The organism is Agrobacterium sp. SOY23 (genome assembly GCF_027212525.1).
GTDB lineage: Bacteria > Pseudomonadota > Alphaproteobacteria > Rhizobiales > Rhizobiaceae > Agrobacterium > Agrobacterium tumefaciens_I.
This window is the reverse complement of record NZ_JAPWDT010000004.1, coordinates 446,795-464,806: the sequence shown is the minus strand read 5'-3', so window position 1 is coordinate 464,806 and position 18,012 is coordinate 446,795. Positions and strand designations below refer to the sequence as shown.

The window sequence follows — 18,012 nt, the reverse complement described above, 5'->3', positions numbered from 1 at the left end:
CCTTGTGGGGGAGATGCCCGGCAGGGCAGAGGGGGGTGAACCACACCCACCAAGCTTCAATGCACCGTCCCACAAACCCCCGCCGCATGCGGAATGATAATCGTCACCACCGTCCCGCGGCCCTCACACGAGCGAATTTTCATCGTCCCCCCATGCAGCTTCACCAGCGAGCGGGAAATCGCAAGCCCGAGGCCGGAGCCGCCCTGGCTCTTGGCATATTGGCTCTGCACCTGCTCAAAGGGCTGGCCGATCTTGTTGAGCGCCTGGGCGGGAATACCGATGCCCGTGTCCGCAATAGTGAGGATCATGGCGGCCTGATGCACATGGGTGCGCAGCGCGATGCGGCCGCCGTTACCGGTGAATTTCACGGCGTTTGACAGCAGGTTGAGCATGATCTGCTTCATGGCCCGGCGGTCGCCCTGCATGGTCAGCCCGGCGCAGACCTTCTGCTGCACGGTGATGTTCTTTTGTTCCGCCTGAATGGCGGTCAGACGCAGGGTTTCCTCGATCAGCGGCGCGAGATCGATCGTCTCGCGGTTGATGCGCATATGGCCCGCCTCGATCTTCGACATGTCGAGAATGTCGTTAATGACGTTGAGCAGGTGTTTGCCGCTGTCGTGGATATCGCGGGCATATTCGGAATATTTCGGCGAGCCGACCGGCCCGAACATCTCGTTTTGCAGGATGTCGGAAAAGCCGAGAATGGCGTTGAGCGGCGTGCGCAGCTCGTGGCTCATATTGGCGAGGAATTCCGATTTCGCCCGGTTGGCGGCCTGGGCGCGCTCTTTTTCGGCAAGGTAATTGGTGTTGGCGTCGGAAAGCTCGGTCTTCTGCCGCTCCAGCTTGTGCTGCGAGGCCGAGAGATCGCCGATGGTGGCCATCAGCCGGCGCTCGGAATCGCGCAACCGTTCCTGATGACGCTTCAAAAGCGTGATGTCGGTGCCGACAGAGACGAGGCCGCCATCCCGGGTGCGGCGTTCGTTGATCTGCAGCCAGCGGTCATCGGCAAGCTGCACTTCCGTGGTGCGCGACAGGCCGGACTGGTCCGGATCGGCAACGCGGCGCTCAACGACCGGGCGGGCTGCTGCGGCATAGACCGTGCTTTTTTCCGTGCCGGCCACCAGCACGCTGTCAGGCAGGCCATAGGCCTTCTGGTAATGGGTGTTGCACATCACGAGGCGATCGTTCTTGTCCCAGAGAACAAAGGCTTCCGAAGTGGATTCGATGGCGTCGGCAAGGCGCTGGTCGGCCTCGGCATAACGCTGGGCAAGGCGGTGCTGTTCGGTGACATCCATGGCGATACCGATGACACGCGGACCGTTATTGGTGCGAATAACCTGGGCGCGGGCGCGAAGCCAGACATAATGACCCTTGGCATGGCGCATACGGAAAATCTGGTCGATCTGGCGCAGGTTGCCGCATCCGACGGCGCGGGCGAGTTCGTAGAGATTGCCGTCTTCGGAATGCATCATGCGGGCCGCATCGGAAAAGGAAAGCGGCGCGGCCTTCGGCGGCAAGCCCAGGATTTCATAAAGCGAACCGGACCAGAACATGCGCCGGCTGGAAAGATCGAAATCCCACAGGCCGCAGCGGCCGCGTGACAGTGCCGTCTCCACCCGCAGGTTGGATTCGGCAAAGATGTCATCGGCGTCGCGGGCGCGTTTCACCTGCATGTAATAGGCATAAAGCACGACGAGCAGGATGGAGGAGATGCCGGCGAACAGCGTCACGTTCATGGCGATTTCGCTGCGCCAGAAGGAACGGATGGGCTGCAGCGAACGCGCTGCGATCACCATCGCGCCGTCGTCGCCGAAGGGGATCATCGTCGCATAATGCTGCTGGCCATCGATGTTGGTCTCGATGGTGCCAGGCGCGCCGGGGAAACGCTGCACGATGGCGATTTCGGGAAGCAGGGCCGGCAGCGAGGTGCCGATATAAAGCGTGGCGTCCTTGCCGGCGCCGGCGAAGATGCGGCCATTGCTACCGGAGAGCAGCACCATGGTGCCATCGGCAAGGCTGCCCGACGGCAATGCGGCGACAAGGTTCGCTTCGGCGCGGGTACGATCCTGCGCGGTGAAGATCGTATCATTGTTGAGAAGCGCTGCCTTGGCGGTCAGTGCCGTCAGCGCGGTGGAGTGGCGGGCGGCCTCTTCCATGCGGCCATATTCGGCGACGATGCCCAGCATGCGCGAGGCGGCAACAACGACGAGGAAAGCGAGGATGAGAATGGGGATCAGGCGTTTCAGCAGGGTCTCGACCTGCGGCATCGGTCGGTCGGCGCCATTCATCAAACCCATCAGGTCGCTGGAAAGCCTTTCGCCCCAGGCCGCAAGATCAGAAAATTTGGCATACGGCCGCTCATCGCCCGCAGTCGCCCGCCGCACGTTCGTCATTGTCCCGCCTTTTAGAAGTCCCTCGTGATTCGAAGCGCCGCCGCTCGAATATCCCTAATGAATCAAATGCGATTCGCCGTGTCCAGAGGCAAAAGTTAAAAGAATTTTAACCCTTTGAACCGACTCCGTATTTTTTCGGGACAATCTCTTCCCGCTTTGGGAAAAGCGGGATTCATGAAGGAAATCAGTGAGCCGGCACGTCAATTCCGGCTGCTTCGGGATGCCGTCTGGAAGGTGTTTCAGGCTCCGTCGAAAGCATCAAGTGCGGGAGCGAGCGCGCCGATTACGCCATTGCCGGCGGCGGGGAGGCCGGTGAGCACCGCGCTGATGATATCCTCACGGCTTGCACCGCGCGCCTTGGCTTCCATCACATGAAAACCGATGCCGCTTTCCAGGCGAAGTGCGGCCAGAATGCCGATATAGATCAGGCTCTGCGTCTTCACATCGAGCGTGGAGGCAGTACCGAGACCCTGCACCGCCTGAAGCCACGCCGCCTTGTGGGCCGGGGCATCGGTTATGAAGCGCTGAAACGAAGCGCTGGTCCTCGACATGTCCGTCATCCGCATTTCCTTTCTGATCCCGAGCCGTTTTGGCCCCTTGCACAGCATGATGCTGCGCAATGCACGACGCCGCCTTGATGGAAATCAAGACGGCGTCGTGGCCTGGATCAGAAACGTGGTTGAGCTTTGCCGGACATCAGCCCTTCAGGATACGACCGACAATATCGCTCACATCCGTCGAGAGACCCTTGGCCTCTGCGATGGTCGAAAGCGCTGCTTTCGCGTGTTCGGCGCGGCTTGCCTCCAGCGAACGCCAGGAGCGCATGGACGTGAGGATACGCGCGGCAAGCTGCGGATTGCGCTTGTCGATGGCGATGATCTGCTCCGCGAGGAAACGATAGGCCGCACCATCCGCACGGTGGAAACCGGTGGGGTTGGAGAAGGCGAGCGTACCGACCAGCGAGCGCACCCGGTTCGGATTGGTGGCGATGAAATGTTTCGATTTCATCAGTGCCTTGATGCGATCCAGCGCACCTTCGCCGGGAATGGCGGCCTGCAGCGAGAACCACTTGTCGAGAACGAGCGCATTGTCGGCAAAGCGCTTTTCGAAGGCGGCAAGCGCTTCCTTCGTCTCGGCGCTGTCGGGAAAACGCTGCGTCAGGACGCTGAGCGCATGCGCAAGGTCGGTCATGTTGGTGGCGTCAGCATAGGCCTTGGCTGCCCGCTCCGGTGTTCCCTCGGCAAAGGCGAGGAAGCTGAGGGCACCGTTTCGCAACGAACGGCGTCCGGCACTGTCGGCATCGGGGCTGTAGGCTTCACCATTGGCGGCGCTGTCGGCAAGGCGCCGCAGCGTTTCGAGACCGGCCGTGGCAATTGCCGTGATCGTGGCATTGCGCGCCTTGTGGATGGCGTCCGGATCGGTGTTGCCGCCGAGTTCGCGGGCGATATCCGTTTCGCTTGGCAGGGCCAGCGCCTGCGCCCGGAATGCCGGCTCAAGCGCGTCGTTGCCGATGATCTCGATGAGCGTGGCGGAGAGGGCCGCATCCGTGCGTATCTCTTCGCCGTTCTGCACCGCCCTGGTGGCGGCAATCAGCGCCGGCAGGGCAAGATCGGTCAACGCCTGGAAACGGGCGAACATGTCGGTTTCATGCCGGGCGATCTGTACCAGATCATCAGCATTCTGTTCGAAATCCAGATTGATCGGCGCCGAGAAGCTGCGGTTGATCGACAGCACCGGCCGCGAGGAAATGCCGGAGAAGGAGAAGGTCTGGTTGCGTTCGGTCAGATGCAACACGCCATCACGATAGTCGCCGCCTTCGACGGTCTTCGGCTCGGCGATCTGGCCGTTGTCGAGGATCAGCGCCAGCGACAGCGGTATGTGGCGCGGCTGCTTCAGAGGCTGGCCGGGCGTTGGTGCCACGGTCTGTTCCAGCGTCAGCTTGAAGGTGGCGTTGCCCGCATCATAGGCCGATGAAATGGAGACGAGCGGCGTGCCCGCTTCCGTGTACCACAGCGAAAACTGTGAAAGATCGCGGCCGCTGGCATCGGTGAAGCTCTTGACGAAATCTTCGACGGTCGCCGCTTCGCCGTCATGACGCTCGAAATAGAGATCCATGCCCTTCTTGAAGTCATCCGCGCCGAGAATGGTGGCGATCATGCGGGTGACTTCGGCGCCCTTTTCATAAACGGTCGTCGTGTAGAAGTTGTTGATTTCGCGGTAGCTATCCGGGCGCGGCGGATGCGCCAGCGGGCCGGAATCCTCCGGGAACTGTTCCGATTTCAGATGGCGCACATCGGCGATGCGCTTGACCGGGCGCGAGCGCATATCGGAAGAAAATTCCTGATCGCGATAGACCGTCAGGCCTTCCTTCAGGCAGAGCTGGAACCAGTCGCGGCAGGTGATGCGGTTGCCTGTCCAGTTGTGGAAATATTCATGCGCGATGATGCGCTCGATATTGGCGTAGTCAGCGTCAGAGGCGGTTTCCGGGTCGGCCAGCACGAATTTGTCGTTGAAGACGTTGAGACCCTTGTTCTCCATTGCGCCCATGTTGAAATCGGACACGGCGACGATCATGAATATATCGAGGTCGTATTCGCGACCGAAGCGCTCTTCGTCCCACTTCATCGAACGTTTCAGCGCATCCATGGCATAGGCCGCGCGCGGCTCCTTGCCGTGCTCGACATAAATCTTCAGCGCCACCTCGCGGCCGGACATGGTGGTGAAGGTATCTTCCACCACACCGAGATCGCCGGCGACAAGTGCGAAGAGATAGCTTGGCTTCGGGTGCGGATCGAACCAGGCCGCGAAGTGACGGCCTTCATCGTAATTGCCGCCGCCGAGGAAATTGCCGTTCGAAAGCAGCAGCGGATTGCCTTCCTTCGCCGCGATGATCGTCACCGTATAGGGCGCCAGAACATCCGGGCGGTCGGGGAAATAGGTGATGCGGCGGAAACCTTCCGCCTCGCATTGCGTGCAATAAACGCCATTGGTGCGATAAAGCCCCATCAGCTGCGTATTGACCTGCGGATTGATGTAATTGGTGACGCAAATCTCGAAGGGAGATTCGGCCGGCAGGTCGCGGATTGTCAGGCCGTCGGGCGTCGCTTCATATTGGCCAGCGGGAAGCTCCACCTGGTCGAGCAGCAGGCCGGAGAGTTTCAGTTCGTCGCCATCGAGAACCAGCGGTGCCTGCCGGTCAGCGCCTTCGCGGCGGTGAAAGATCAGACGGGCTTCGACCTTGGTATTCTTGGGGTCGAGTTCGAAGGTGAGATCCACCCGCTCCAGAACGAAATCGGTGGGGCGGTAATCTGCCAGGTGAACGATCTGGCCCGTGTCTGTTCGCATGACTGTTCCTGAATAACTTTGTCGCGGTCTTCCCGGCATCATGTCGCCATAAGGCCCGGATGTAAAATGGGTAGAATATTCGTCACGTTCATGTGCGCGTGGGAGGACGTTCTGTCCCGCCATGGAAGGCTTTGCCGGCCGTGCAGACGATCCTCCCGCCGCCGGACCCGTGGACCATCGCAGCAAATGTTGAACGATTGCTGAAATTATATTTTATTTTCTTCAAATTTTAGCGCGTGTCACTTTTGGTCTGGTTCTTTCTTCGTCATGCCGGCCGGATCCGGCATCCAGCCGATGCGCGTCTACGCGTCGGATGGGGCTCTTCAGCACAAAGACTTGGGCTGGCTGGATTCCGGCTCAAGGCAGGAATGAAGGAGGGAAGGCAACAGCCGCGGGAACAATCCCTGACCGGATCAACCGAATTCATGGGTAAATAACATTTTTTGTTGTAAAGCGCCGGAGGAATGCTCTAGCCTTGCGCTAATCCAGTCCCCCCGCGTCGTCCTCCCGCATGAAAATCCCCCGATGGCGTGTCTGCGCAGCCGATATGAGTAACTGCCAATGAACGCCGAACCGATGAATCCCTTCCGCGGGATCAGCATGAAGCTGATTTCGGTTGGCTTTTTTCTGGTCATGCAGACCTGTATCAAGGCCGCAGGCGATGTGCCGGCCGGCCAGATCACCTTCTTCCGCTCTGCCTTCGCCATTTTGCCCATCATCGTCTATCTCGCCTGGCTGCATGCGCTGGCAAGCGCGCTGCACACCAATAATCTCCTCGGCCATTTCAAGCGCGGCTTTCTCGGCATTCTCTCCATGGCCTGCGGTTTTTACGGGCTGACCATGCTACCGCTGCCGGAATTCATCGCCATCGGTTATGCCTCGCCGCTGCTTGCGGTCGTCTTCGCCGCCGTCATTCTGCATGAGAAGGTGCGGGTCTATCGCTGGAGCGCGGTGTTCGTGGGCATGATGGGCGTGCTGGTGATTCTGTGGCCGAAGATGACGCTTTTGCAGGAAGGCGGTTTTGCCGCGGGTGAGGGGTTGGGCGCCATAGCCGTTTTGTGCGGCGCGGCGCTGGGCGGGCTGGCGATGATCCAGGTGCGGCAGCTGGTGGAAACCGAAAAGACGCCGACCATCGTGCTCTATTTTTCGCTGACCGCCACTTTGTTATCGCTCATCAGCGTGCCCTTCGGCTGGAACGCGCTGACGATGACGCAGGCCATGCTCCTGATTACCAGCGGCATCTGCGGCGGCGTTGCACAGATTTTCCTGACGGAAAGCTACCGTCACGCCGAAGTCTCCGTCATCGCCCCCTTCGAATATAGCTCCATCGTCTTCGGGATTGTGGTCTCCTACATTCTGTTCGGCGATATTCCCACGGTGACGATGCTGATCGGCACGGCGATCGTCATTCTCGCCGGCATCTTCATCATCTTCCGTGAGCATCAACTGGGTCTGGCGAGACGCGCGGCGCGCAAGGCTTCGACGCCACAGGGGTGAGGTTGCTGCTCCCACGGTATGGTTGTGCCGTTCTCTTGAAGTTGGCGACGACGAGTCTCTCTTCTCTCGGCGTCATCCTCGGGCCTGTCCCGAGGATCTGCCAACGTTTGATTTTGTTGAGGTGCTTAGATCTTCGGGGGGCAAGCCCGAGGATGACGTCGCGGAAAATGCGCGCCCTACGCCCTCAATTTGATGTCACGTAGCGTGCAAAAGTCTGAATCGGACAGCGCCAGGAAAACTCGAGGATGACGTCAGACGCCACAAAAGCAAAAGGCGCCTTCCCGAAGAAAGACGCCAGCGCGCAATCATATCTATGGACCAGCGACTAAACTGGCCTGAGTGCTTCTCAGCGCTCGCGGAAATCCGCGAAGACTGCCGAGGGACGCGTCACGCGGACCTGCTGCATGGCAGCGCGTGCGGTCATCTGTTCGTTTGCGGCAGCGCCGAAACGATGGTAGCCCTGACTGGAGCGAGGGCCGAGGCCCGCCAGGCGGAGCGATTCAAAGCCGGAATGTACCGGACGGAAGCGAGTGGTCATTGCCTTGGTTCCTTAAACCGAATTCCTCCCAAGACATGATCGCTATATCGCAGCGCAGCATGGATTCGGCAAGCCGGCCAAATGCGCCGCTGTTATGCGTAATGCGCATGGCTTTTTTCATAATTCATTTACATTGGATAAGAATGAGGCAATCAGCCTTCAGCAATCTTTGCCTGAAAAGCCAATAAATCCTGCCATGCCAAGGACTTGCTGGCCGGTGCGTTCAACAGTTCCTGCGGGTGCAGGCTGGCCAGCGCCGGCAAAACAAGGTGGCCGGCTGCGACATCACGCCACTGTCCGCGCAACGTATGGATGGTGCCGGTGCCGCCAAAGAAGAAACGTGAGGTGAAGTTGCCGAGAAGCAACAGGTGTTTTGGCTCCGCCAGCGCAATCTGGCGTTCGATGAAGGGCCGGCAAATATCCATTTCGGCCTGAGTCGGCGGGCGGTTGCCCGGCGGCCGCCAGGGCACGACATTGCCGAGCATGATGGTGCTGCGTTCAAGGCCGATGGCCGCCAGCATGCGCTCGAGCAGCAGGCCGGTCTTGCCGGCAAAGGGCAGGCCTTCGCGGTCGTCATCCGCATCCGGCATGGGGCCGATGACCATGATGGCGGAGGCGGGGTCGCCTTCACTGAAGATCGTATTGCGGGCGCTGTTTTTCAGATTGCAGCCGCTGAAACCCTCGAGTGCGGTTTTCAGTTCGGCAAGCGAGCGCGCGCTTTCGGCGGCAAAACGTGCCGCGGAGACGGCCTGCTCGTCCGGCATGGCGACATTCTGCTGAACCGCGGGGGCCGATGGTGCGCCGCGCGCCGGGGCGCTCCGGCCGGGGGCCTGCCGCTGCGGCGCGTCGGCACGGCGATCCGCCGGCCTGTCCATCTGGCGTGACGCTGCGGCCGCCTCCTGCCCCGGCATGGGACGGGCAGGGCGGGCGGCGGCGAATTCGGCGAAACGGTCGACCGGCTCCTCTTCCAGCAGCCAGTCCACGCCCGCATCCGCATGGAAATGCAGAAGGGCGGCGAGTTCGGCCGGGGAGAGGTCGTGAGCGGCGATCATGGGCGGAAATTACCCCATGTTCCCCGCGCGGGAAACCCGCAAATCACGCTGTCCAGCGCTGAATATCGCCGCTTTCGCCGATCATGGCGAGACCATGGGCAATCGAGAGCAGCTCGCCGCCGCTTTCGATCCGGTCGGCATCGAAACGGCGGGTGAAAAGTTCTCGCACCGCCGGCACGAAAGAGGTGCCGCCGGTCAGGAACACCTTGTCGATCGCATCGGGCGAAACCTGCGTCTTCTCCAGCACCTCGTCCAGCGCACCCTCGATCTTGGCGAGGTCTTCGGCAATCCACGCGTTGAAATCGCTGCGCTTCACCATCTTGCGTCCGGCCTTGCCGAGCGGCGAGAAGTTGAATTCCGCCTCCTCGGCCGAAGACAGCGCCATCTTGGTGGCGGAAATCGACTGATAGAGCGGGTAACCTTCGTCATGTTCGACGAGATCGATGAAGAGTTCCAGCTTTTCCGGTTCCAGTGCCGAGCGCACCAGCGATTTGAGGTCGGTGAATTCCTTCGAGGTCTTGAAGATCGACAGCTGGTTCCAGCGGCCGAAATTCACGTAATAACCCGAAGGCACGTCCAGAACCTTGTCGAAGCTCTTGAACTTGCTGCCCTTGCCGATTTCCGGCGAGACCAGATTGTCGATCATGCGGAAGTCGAAATGGTCGCCTGCGACACCCACACCGGAATGGCCGATGGGGGTGGCGGAAAGCTTGCCGGCATGGGTCTCGAAACGGATCAGCGAATAGTCGGTGGTGCCGCCACCGAAATCCGCCACCAGCACATTGGCGTCCTTCTTCAGGCTCTGGGCGAAATAATAGGCGGCCGCCACGGGCTCGTAGACATAGTGGATTTCCGGAAAGCCGGCCCGGCCCAGCGCTTCGTTGTAACGGGCAAGCGCAAGCGTTTCGTCCGGATTGCTGCCGGCAAAACGCACCGGCCGGCCGGCGATGACGGTGGAAACATCGCCCGGCCACTCATCGCCCGCATAGGTCTTCAGCTTGCGCAGGAACACATCCATCAGATCTTCGAAGCTCTGGCGCTTGGCGAAGATCAGCGTGCCCTGAAACAGCGGCGAGGCCGCAAATGTCTTGATCGACTGCAGGAAACGACAGTCGCCGGCATTGTCGATGAATTGCCGGATGGCGGCGTGTCCCGCTTCCACATGCAGCGCGGCCGCACCAAGGCCGGCATCCTTCATGAAGGAAAGCGCCGTGCGCATGCTGTCATCCGTGCCGGCGCTGCTGGTGAAGCGCATGGAGCGGCTTTCGCCGCCCGCGTCGGAAAGAGCCATGACCGTGTTTGTCGTGCCGAAATCGAGACCGAGAGCCCGCTTTTGCGTCATCGCCATATCCTTGTTGCCGAAAGAAGAACCCGCCCGGCCCTTGGGCGGCCCGGCGTGAAAATAAGGGATGCCCTTGGCGTCCCGATGTCAGAGGAGGGCGGTTGATTGCACAGGGCCGACGGAATGGCAAGCGCCGACCATTGTTTTTAAGCCCTGCGTGACGCGCTGGCCGGCCCTGGCGGGAGGTGAGGCAATTGCCGGGGAAGGGGATGGTAAACGATCTGATTATGTTCTCACGAAAGAGCGTCGCAGTTTTCTGTAATATTCTTAGGGGGTTGCTGCTATGGTGGCGCATATTAGAAGTAGTGACTGTCGAAATCACGGAAAATGCCGCGTGATTTAAATATTTTTGTAATCGTAGGATGTATTTCTAGGCGAACTATATTGGTTGCCCGTTGTTTTCGTAGCCTGGGAAATTCGATGCCCCGCAAGCCGGCCCGTTCCACCCTCGAAGAAGTGCCGCTGGACCATTCCGGCCTCGTTCGGGGCGATGTGGGTGTTTTCAACCGCCAGCTCATGCACCTCCTGGAGGCCTCGCAGCAGGGTTATGCCCTGTTTGATGGCGAAGACAGGCTGCGCTTTGCGAATGCCGCGTTCCGCAAGGCGCTGGATGTGCCGCATGACGAGTTTCCGAGCTGGCTGGAGCTGATGCGCAACGGCTATCGCAACAGTACCGGCACGGCCATTGAAACCACCGATTTCGAATTGTGGCTGCGCTCCGCCAAGACGAGGCGCGGCAAGCTGCCCTTCCGCACCATCGAGACCAGCCTCAATGACGGGCGCTGGATATTGACGACCGAAACGACATTGCCCGGCGGCTGGATGTTATGCGTCGTTACCGATGTTTCCGAACTCGGCGTCGAATTGCGCGATCTCAGGCAGGAGCGGGACAGGGCGCTGAAATCGGCGCTGAGTGACGAACTGACCGGTCTCGGCAACCGCCGCTACGTGATGGACAGTCTCAATCAGATGCTTGGCCCCAACAAGGCCCAGGCGCTGGCCGTCACCATCATCGACATAGACCACTTCAAGGCGGTGAATGACCGTTTCGGGCACGCCTGCGGAGATATGGTCCTCAAGGATTTTGCCGCCCGGCTTTCGGCCGCGGCGTGCCGGGACGATCTTGTCGGGCGGATTGGCGGCGAGGAATTTCTGCTGGTCCTCAGCGGCTCGAGGATGCTGGGCGTCCAGGCTGTCATGCAGGGGTTGCTGTCGTCGTTGGCGCAGGCATCCCCGCTCGGGGACATGCCGGATTTCCGCTACAGCTGCTCGGCCGGCATTGCCTTCGCAAATCCCGGGGAGAGCGCCAGCGACGTACTGCGGCGTGCCGATACGGCCCTCTACGAAGCCAAGAACACCGGCCGAAACCGCTTCGTGATTTACGAAGCGGTTTCCTGATGCGCCTGGCGTAACAGTCGTCAGTTCGATTTCGCCGCGCCGCCATCCACACGCAGCATCGTGCCGGTAATATAGCTCGCCGGCACGGAGCAGAGGAAAGCACCGGCGGCGGCGAATTCCTCCACCGTGCCGAGACGGCCGGCCGGAATGCTCTTGACGGAGGCCTCGCGGATTTCCTCGACGCTTTTGCCGAGGCGCTTGGCATTGGCGCCGTCCAGCTCGTCAATGCGGTCGGTGTGGATGCGGCCGGGCAGTAGCAGGTTGGAGGTGATGCCGAAGGAGGCCACTTCGCTCGACAGCGTCTTGCTCCAGCCGACAAGCGCGCCGCGCAGCGTGTTGGAAAGGGCGAGGTTCGGGATCGGTTCAAACACCCCGGAGGAGGCAACGGTGAGGATGCGGCCGAAACCCTGTTCCTTCATCTGCGGCAGCAGCGCATTGGTCAGCGTGATGACCCGCAGCACCATCGACTGAAAAAAGGTATCGAGCTTGTCGACCGTCATGTCCTGCGCGAGGCCGGGCGTCGGGCCGCCGGTATTGTTGACGAGGATATCGATGCCGCCGAGCTTGTCCTTGACGGCCTGAACCATGGCCTCGATGAAATTGTCGTCGGCAAGATCACCCCAAACCCAGTCGGCCTTGCCCTTGCCGAGCGCATTGATCGCCTTGCAGTTTTCCGCCAGCTTTTCACCGCTTCGGCCAACCAGAAGGACATTTGCGCCTTCTTTCGCCAGCGCGGTGGCAATGCCCAGCCCAAGGCCGCGAGAGGAGGCGAGAACGAGGGCGCGTTTGCCGGAAATGCCGAAATCCATGGGTTCTGTCCTGTCTTGTGAGTGCCGTATGTGCTGTTTATAGAGCATTTCCAGGAAAAGTGGACCCCGGTTTTCCGTCCGGAAATGCGACAAAACAAAGAGTTAGAGATTTTCCGCGATTCGCAGAAAAGCGAAAAACCTCTATAAGGTGGCGTCCGGTTTTGAAGGTAAAATACACGTCATGACAGAACAATCCCTGCTCAAATTCTCCATTGCCGTCACGGTTGTCCTGGCGCTCTTCGGCATCGGTGCGGGCCTGTTCTCCGGTTCCTTCGCGGTGGTTTTCGACGGTGTTTATGCGCTCACCGATGCTTTCATGACGGTGCTGGCGCTGCTCGTCGCGCGGTTGATCGCCGCTTCCGCAGCACCTAAGCCCGGTGGCCGGCTGGTGGAGCGTTTCACCATGGGGTTCTGGCATCTGGAGCCGATGGTGCTCGGCCTCAACGGCACGCTGTTGATGGGGGCGGCGATCTATGCGCTCATCAATGCTATCGACAGCCTGATGGATGGAGGACGTTTGATCGAATTCGATTACGCCATCCTTGTCACCTTTGTCAGCTTCGCTGTCTCGCTTGCCATGGCATGGTTCGTCAGAGGGCAGAACCGCAGGCTGAAATCGGCCTTCGTGGCGCTGGACGCCAAAAGCTGGCTGATGAGTGCGCTTCTGAGCGTGGCGCTCTTTCTCGCCTTCGCCGTGGGCTATAGGCTGACGGGCACCTCGCAGGCCTGGCTTTCGCCCTATATCGACCCGGCCGTACTGGCACTGGTCTGCCTCGTCATCATCCCCATGCCGCTCGCCAATGTGAAACAGGCGCTTGCCGACATTCTCCTGGTGACCCCGCTGGAGTTCAAGCAGCATGTGGACGGGGTGGCGGGCGAGATCGTGACGAAGTTCGGCTTCTCCTCGCATTATTCCTATGTCGCCCGCGTTGGTCGCGGCCGGCAGATCGAACTCTTCTTCATCGTCCCCAAGAACTGGCCGCCCCGGCGTCTCGAGGAATGGGACGCGATCCGCGACGAGGTCGGCGAAGCACTGGGTGGTGAGGGGAGTGACCGCTGGCTGACGATCGTGTTCACGACCGATGAGGAATGGGCGGTTTGAGTGGAGTTCGGGGGAGGTTTAAGCTGCGTCCGTTTTTGGGCCCGTAGCGGTCATTGAGCTTGGCTAATATACAGGTATCGATTTACGATGCGCCCGCTGCTCTGGAGCCGTTTTTGGTAGATTTCCATTCGGTCATGGACTTTTTCCGCGACTTTCTGCGACGGTATATTCTCCGGGCTTGTTATGCTGACCACCCTGCCCAAGCCAAGGGTGTTCAGCGCATGGCCCCGACAAGCTGTAGCAGCCTCAGTCGCAAAGCCTTTGCCCCAGAAGTCACGCCACAGATGATATCCTATTTCCGGTTCGGTGCCTTCAGGGGTCTCTTGGAGGGTAATCCCACAGTCGCCGATGACCTGTCCAGAAGAAGGGTCAACTACTGCCCAAAGGCCGAAGCCGTGCTTGAGGTAGCTATCGAATGAAAGTTCCTGAAACCAAGTCCGGATTTCTGATGACGACTTGGTGCTTGGATAGAATTTCATGCATTCATGGTCGGCGTAAATCTTGCTCAACGCGGCTAGGTCTTGTTTTTCGACTTCCCTGAGAAGCAGTCGGTTAGTCCTCATAATAGTTGACACGCAAACCTCTCATCTCGCCCGTCGGCCACTGTTGAGAGTATACCGTCGATGCGGCAGATGAAAGGCTTTCGTCCGAAACTGGCGCTAAGCAGAAGACGTTGATCGGCCCCAAGCGGCCATTCAAGGGGTTGATGAAGGGGGATTAACAAGCGGGACGTTCGGTAATCTAGGGGGATTATCTTTCCACCCGGTAAGCTCCTCTATATTGTCCGGAAACTTGTAGTACACGCAAGAGTTCAGAGGGTAGAAGCCAAAGTCGTCAGTTGGTTCTACGCGGGCAAGCTCCAGTTCAAACGTATCGGTGTCACCGCCAGCGCCATAGGACATCGCCATCAGGGTGAGTTCTTGATAAGGCCCTGGCGGGTACATGGAGCCAATGGCAACGACTTCCTTTTTTGGAAACGCCCCTTTGATGACGCGTTTGATTTCGAGTTCGGCTCGAGCCATCCGGGTCGGGAACGTGTCGTTTTTTGCAAGCAACCCGGACTCGCCGATAAATAGCGACCTCAACCGGGCTTCAACAATTATCTGCGCGTTCTCACGCATTTCCGCTCTTGGCGGACAAGGTTGCATCGCGTGGGAGGGGTCGAAACCGCCGAACAATATCGTGACAGATGTGGCGAGCCATAGGGCTGTGCAATTATTCCTATTCACAATGATCGCCTCGTTTGTCTCGGACATGGCACTAGCTTGGATTGCCAATGTTGCTCCGGGCTTATCAATGATGTCGCGTATTTCGTCTGCAGTTGGCGCACAACAAAATCCATAGTTGATATTTGAAAGCGTTCTCATTTCAGGACTTTCCGCTGCTTGACTATCTAACCGAGAACGGCCTCCAAATACCCGAAACCCTTGACGCTTTCCCTTCTCAGCTCTATTCTAAACTTACGTGAACGTAAAAGTAATAAAGCTATCATCAGGTTGTCTGACAATTGACTGGCGTGCGACATGTTTTGCCGCTATGGTAGCTCGACAAAGGCGTCCTGCTTTGCGAAGACAGGCGCTGGTGAATGCGGTGTCGCGGATGGCTTTTTGTCCGGCGCAGGCGATGCGCCGGGGATGGCCGCAAGCGGATATATAACAACAGCCGGATGGGACCGGCGATCTGAGAGGATGAGATGACGGAAGCGATGGAACTGCCCGAACGCGAAGCGATGGAATTCGACGTTGTGATCGTCGGTGCGGGTCCTGCGGGTCTCAGCGCGGCGATCCGGCTGAAGCAGGTGGAGCCGGAGCTTTCGGTCGTCGTTCTCGAAAAGGGCGCGGAAGTCGGCGCGCATATCCTCTCGGGCGCGGTGGTTGATCCGATCGGCATCGACCGGCTTTTGCCGGGCTGGCGCGAAGAGGAGGGGCACCCCTTCAAGACCGAGGTCAAGGACGACCAGTTCATGTTCTTAGGCCCGGCCGGCTCCATCCGCCTGCCGAATTTCATGATGCCGCCCCTGATGAACAATCACGGCAATTACATCGTCTCGCTCGGGCTGGTCTGTCGATGGCTAGCCGAAAAGGCGGAAGCGCTCGGCGTCGAGATCTATCCGGGCTTTGCCGCAACCGAAGTGCTATATAACGACGAAGGCGCCGTCATCGGCGTCGCCACCGGCGATATGGGCATCGAGAAGAACGGCGAGCCGGGTCCGAACTTCACCCGCGGCATGGAGCTGCACGGCAAATATGTGCTGATCGGCGAAGGCGTGCGCGGGTCGCTTGCCAAGCAGCTGATCGCCAAATTTGACTTGTCGAAGGACCGCGAGCCGCAGAAATTCGGCATCGGCATCAAGGAACTCTGGCAGGTCAAGCCGGAACACCACAAGCAGGGCCTCGTGCAGCACTCCTTTGGCTGGCCGCTCGGTTTCAAGACCGGCGGTGGCTCGTTCCTGTATCATCTGGAAGATAACCTCGTCGCCGTCGGCTTCGTGGTGCACCTCAACTACAAGAACCCCTATCTTTATCCCTTCGAGGAATTTCAGCGTTTCAAGTCGCATCCGGCGATCCGCGACACATTCGAGGGCGGCAAGCGCATCTCCTATGGCGCGCGTGCCATCACCGAGGGCGGTTACCAGTCGGTGCCGAAGCTCACTTTCCCCGGCGGCGCGCTGATCGGCTGTTCGGCCGGTTTCGTCAATGTGCCGCGCATCAAGGGCAGCCATAATGCGGTGCTTTCGGGCATGCTGGCGGCGGAAAAGATCGCCGCGGCGATTTCCGCAGGCCGCGCCCATGACGAGGTGGCCGAGATCGAGGCCGAATGGCGTGAAGGCGATATCGGCAAGGACCTGAAGCGGGTGCGTAACGTCAAGCCGCTGTGGTCGAAATTCGGCACGCTGGTCGGCGTCGGGCTCGGCGGTCTCGACATGTGGACCAACCAGCTGTTCGGCTTTTCCTTCTTCGGCACGCTGAAGCACGGCAAGACGGATGCTGAGAGCTTGGAACCGGCTTCGAAGCACAAGCCGATCGCCTATCCGAAACCGGATGGCGTGTTGACCTTCGACCGCCTGTCCTCGGTATTCCTGTCCTCCACCAACCATGAAGAGGACCAGCCGGTGCATCTTCAGGTGAAGGACATGGAGTTGCAGAAGCGCTCCGAACATGACGTCTATGCCGGGCCCTCCACGCGTTATTGTCCGGCGGGCGTTTACGAATGGGTGGAGAAGGACGGCAGGCAAGTTTACGTCATCAACGCCCAAAACTGCGTGCACTGCAAGACCTGCGACATCAAGGACCCGAACCAGAACATCAACTGGGTGCCGCCGCAGGGCGGCGAGGGGCCGGTTTACGCCAATATGTGATGAGGTGAACATCCGTTCGTCATGCTCGGGCTTGTCCCGAGCATCTGCAACGGATGATTTTACGATATGTGGATGGATCCTCGGGATAGGCCCGAGGATGACGTCGAGTTTGTTCGCACCGCTCGCGACTGTTCTACGCGACCGGAGATGATGGCGGCCTTTGCGGAGCGCGCCGTTTCTGTCCGCGGAAACTCATTCCTGCAACCCGGGCGCGCAAGCGCCGGCCGCTGCATTGCGTTTGCCACGACGCAGGAGCAGCGCCCACGGCCGCTTTCCCGTCAGTATTTGTGGATTGCTCTTCGATTTCTTACATATAGGATGTTGGGGTGTTGTAACGTCGCGTCGCCCGTGGCTTGCGGGCCGGCAATGCGGTAACGCCTTGAATGTCCATAGGGTCCTAGATGCTGTCGCCCGGCGGCAGGGAGTGAGAGAATGTCCGGCTTTCAAAGGCTGAATATCGTTCGGAAGACAAGGTTCATCACAGGTGCCGCGGCGGTGGCCATGGTTGCTGTTTCTTTCAGCGGCGGCCCGCTGGCGGCAGCCAGCTGCCGCACCGACGCCATGGCCGGCATCGACTGGCGCGAATGCAACAAGCGCCTGCTGATGCTGGGCGGCAGCAATCTCGATTCGGCGATGCTTTACGGCACGGATTTCACCTATACCGATCTGCGCGGCTCGTCGCTGAAGGGCGCCAATCTGGAAAAGGCAAAGCTCATCCGCGCGGCTCTGGGCGAGGCCAATCTGCAGGGCGCCAATCTGACCAAGGTGGAAGCCTATCGCAGCGATTTTTCCGCCGCCGACGCCACCAACGCCAAATTCATCAATGCCGAAATGCAGCGGACCAAATTTGAGAAGACCAAGCTTGACGGTACGGATTTCACCAAGGCCGAACTCGGGCGGGCCGATTTCGAAGGCGCATCGCTGAACGGCTCGAAATTTTCCCTGACCAACCTGTCGCGCGCCCGTTTCGGCGGGGCCACGCTTGGCGGGCCGGTGGATTTCACCAGCGCCTTCCTGCTGCTCACCCGTATCGAAGGGGTCGATCTTTCGACAGCCACCGGGCTCGACCAGAAGCAGATCGACATTGCCTGCGGCGACGCCAAGACCAAATTGCCGAATGGCCTGACCGCACCGGCCTCCTGGCCTTGCCCGGAAGATCCGGACGACGATTGATGGAA

General features: G+C 59.8%; 14 protein-coding genes. 5 read left to right on the top strand and 9 right to left on the bottom strand.

The features are described 5' to 3' along the window. Positions 1-56: 56 nt before the first annotated feature. The 3 genes from O3S81_RS14525 to pepN form a co-directional block, all read right to left on the bottom strand. Complete coding sequence (locus O3S81_RS14525; RefSeq protein WP_269344210.1) at positions 57-2,393, bottom strand: PAS domain-containing sensor histidine kinase; 2,337 nt, start codon at positions 2,391-2,393, stop codon at positions 57-59. A 239-nt stretch (positions 2,394-2,632) separates the two neighbouring features. Next, the gene (locus O3S81_RS14520) at positions 2,633-2,953 is read right to left on the bottom strand and encodes a carboxymuconolactone decarboxylase family protein (RefSeq protein ID WP_269344208.1); all 321 of its coding nucleotides are present in this window, start codon (positions 2,951-2,953) and stop codon (positions 2,633-2,635) included. Between the two features lie 136 nt (positions 2,954-3,089). Next, the gene (gene pepN / locus O3S81_RS14515; RefSeq protein ID WP_269344206.1) at positions 3,090-5,738 is read right to left on the bottom strand and encodes an aminopeptidase N; all 2,649 of its coding nucleotides are present in this window, start codon (positions 5,736-5,738) and stop codon (positions 3,090-3,092) included. 561 nt (positions 5,739-6,299) lie between these two features. On the opposite strand from pepN, the gene O3S81_RS14510 reads away from it, so the two are divergent. Beyond that, positions 6,300-7,235: a DMT family transporter gene (locus O3S81_RS14510; protein WP_269344204.1), complete on the top strand. Its 936-nt coding sequence runs from the start codon at positions 6,300-6,302 to the stop codon at positions 7,233-7,235. A gap of 346 nt (positions 7,236-7,581) precedes the next feature. On the opposite strand, the gene O3S81_RS14505 is transcribed toward O3S81_RS14510, so the two are convergent. From O3S81_RS14505 to O3S81_RS14495, 3 genes are all read right to left on the bottom strand, one after another. Further along, positions 7,582-7,773, bottom strand: a complete 192-nt coding sequence (locus O3S81_RS14505) for a hypothetical protein (protein ID WP_269344202.1) — start codon at positions 7,771-7,773, stop codon at positions 7,582-7,584. A 152-nt stretch (positions 7,774-7,925) separates the two neighbouring features. Then, complete coding sequence (locus O3S81_RS14500; protein WP_269344200.1) at positions 7,926-8,825, bottom strand: uracil-DNA glycosylase family protein; 900 nt, start codon at positions 8,823-8,825, stop codon at positions 7,926-7,928. A 43-nt stretch (positions 8,826-8,868) separates the two neighbouring features. Continuing rightward, positions 8,869-10,167, bottom strand: coding sequence for an Hsp70 family protein (locus O3S81_RS14495; RefSeq protein WP_269344199.1), 1,299 nt, complete (start codon positions 10,165-10,167; stop codon positions 8,869-8,871). 420 nt (positions 10,168-10,587) lie between these two features. Between O3S81_RS14495 and O3S81_RS14490 the strand changes: the two genes are divergently transcribed. Then, positions 10,588-11,565, top strand: a complete 978-nt coding sequence (locus tag O3S81_RS14490) for a GGDEF domain-containing protein (protein ID WP_269344198.1) — start codon at positions 10,588-10,590, stop codon at positions 11,563-11,565. Between the two features lie 20 nt (positions 11,566-11,585). On the opposite strand, the gene O3S81_RS14485 is transcribed toward O3S81_RS14490, so the two are convergent. Then, positions 11,586-12,374 carry an SDR family oxidoreductase gene (locus tag O3S81_RS14485; RefSeq protein ID WP_269344195.1) on the bottom strand — a complete coding sequence of 263 codons (789 nt, stop codon included), beginning with the start codon at positions 12,372-12,374 and terminating at the stop codon, positions 11,586-11,588. Positions 12,375-12,555: 181 nt separating this feature from the next. On the opposite strand from O3S81_RS14485, the gene O3S81_RS14480 reads away from it, so the two are divergent. Beyond that, complete coding sequence (locus tag O3S81_RS14480; RefSeq protein WP_269344194.1) at positions 12,556-13,476, top strand: cation diffusion facilitator family transporter; 921 nt, start codon at positions 12,556-12,558, stop codon at positions 13,474-13,476. A 50-nt stretch (positions 13,477-13,526) separates the two neighbouring features. Here the strand turns inward: O3S81_RS14480 and O3S81_RS14475 are convergent, their stop codons facing one another. Then, entirely contained in the window at positions 13,527-14,039 is a 513-nt protein-coding gene (locus O3S81_RS14475) for a GNAT family N-acetyltransferase (protein WP_269344445.1), read from the bottom strand. Between the two features lie 132 nt (positions 14,040-14,171). Continuing rightward, on the bottom strand, positions 14,172-14,843 hold the full coding sequence (locus O3S81_RS14470) for a hypothetical protein (protein WP_269344193.1): 672 nt from the start codon (positions 14,841-14,843) through the stop codon (positions 14,172-14,174). A gap of 326 nt (positions 14,844-15,169) precedes the next feature. On the opposite strand from O3S81_RS14470, the gene O3S81_RS14465 reads away from it, so the two are divergent. Together O3S81_RS14465 and O3S81_RS14460 are read left to right on the top strand one after the other, a co-directional pair. Then, positions 15,170-16,834, top strand: a complete 1,665-nt coding sequence (locus O3S81_RS14465; RefSeq protein WP_269344192.1) for an electron transfer flavoprotein-ubiquinone oxidoreductase — start codon at positions 15,170-15,172, stop codon at positions 16,832-16,834. A gap of 432 nt (positions 16,835-17,266) precedes the next feature. Next, positions 17,267-18,007 carry a pentapeptide repeat-containing protein gene (locus tag O3S81_RS14460; RefSeq protein ID WP_269344191.1) on the top strand — a complete coding sequence of 247 codons (741 nt, stop codon included), beginning with the start codon at positions 17,267-17,269 and terminating at the stop codon, positions 18,005-18,007. Positions 18,008-18,012: the final 5 nt, after the last annotated feature.

Bases quoted from the DNA above. Each gene is read 5' to 3' on its own strand.
- O3S81_RS14480 (WP_269344194.1), top strand. From the start codon at position 12,556: ATGACAGAACAATCCCTGCTCAAATTCTCCATTGCCGTCACGGTTGTC.
- O3S81_RS14525 (WP_269344210.1), bottom strand. From the start codon at position 2,393: ATGACGAACGTGCGGCGGGCGACTGCGGGCGATGAGCGGCCGTATGCC.
- O3S81_RS14465 (WP_269344192.1), top strand. From the start codon at position 15,170: ATGACGGAAGCGATGGAACTGCCCGAACGCGAAGCGATGGAATTCGAC.
- O3S81_RS14490 (WP_269344198.1), top strand. From the start codon at position 10,588: ATGCCCCGCAAGCCGGCCCGTTCCACCCTCGAAGAAGTGCCGCTGGAC.
- pepN (WP_269344206.1), bottom strand. From the start codon at position 5,738: ATGCGAACAGACACGGGCCAGATCGTTCACCTGGCAGATTACCGCCCC.
- O3S81_RS14485 (WP_269344195.1), bottom strand. From the start codon at position 12,374: ATGGATTTCGGCATTTCCGGCAAACGCGCCCTCGTTCTCGCCTCCTCT.
- O3S81_RS14500 (WP_269344200.1), bottom strand. From the start codon at position 8,825: ATGATCGCCGCTCACGACCTCTCCCCGGCCGAACTCGCCGCCCTTCTG.
- O3S81_RS14460 (WP_269344191.1), top strand. From the start codon at position 17,267: ATGTCCGGCTTTCAAAGGCTGAATATCGTTCGGAAGACAAGGTTCATC.
- O3S81_RS14520 (WP_269344208.1), bottom strand. From the start codon at position 2,953: ATGACGGACATGTCGAGGACCAGCGCTTCGTTTCAGCGCTTCATAACC.
- O3S81_RS14505 (WP_269344202.1), bottom strand. From the start codon at position 7,773: ATGACCACTCGCTTCCGTCCGGTACATTCCGGCTTTGAATCGCTCCGC.
- O3S81_RS14470 (WP_269344193.1), bottom strand. From the start codon at position 14,843: ATGAGAACGCTTTCAAATATCAACTATGGATTTTGTTGTGCGCCAACT.
- O3S81_RS14495 (WP_269344199.1), bottom strand. From the start codon at position 10,167: ATGACGCAAAAGCGGGCTCTCGGTCTCGATTTCGGCACGACAAACACG.
- O3S81_RS14475 (WP_269344445.1), bottom strand. From the start codon at position 14,039: ATGAGGACTAACCGACTGCTTCTCAGGGAAGTCGAAAAACAAGACCTA.
- O3S81_RS14510 (WP_269344204.1), top strand. From the start codon at position 6,300: ATGAACGCCGAACCGATGAATCCCTTCCGCGGGATCAGCATGAAGCTG.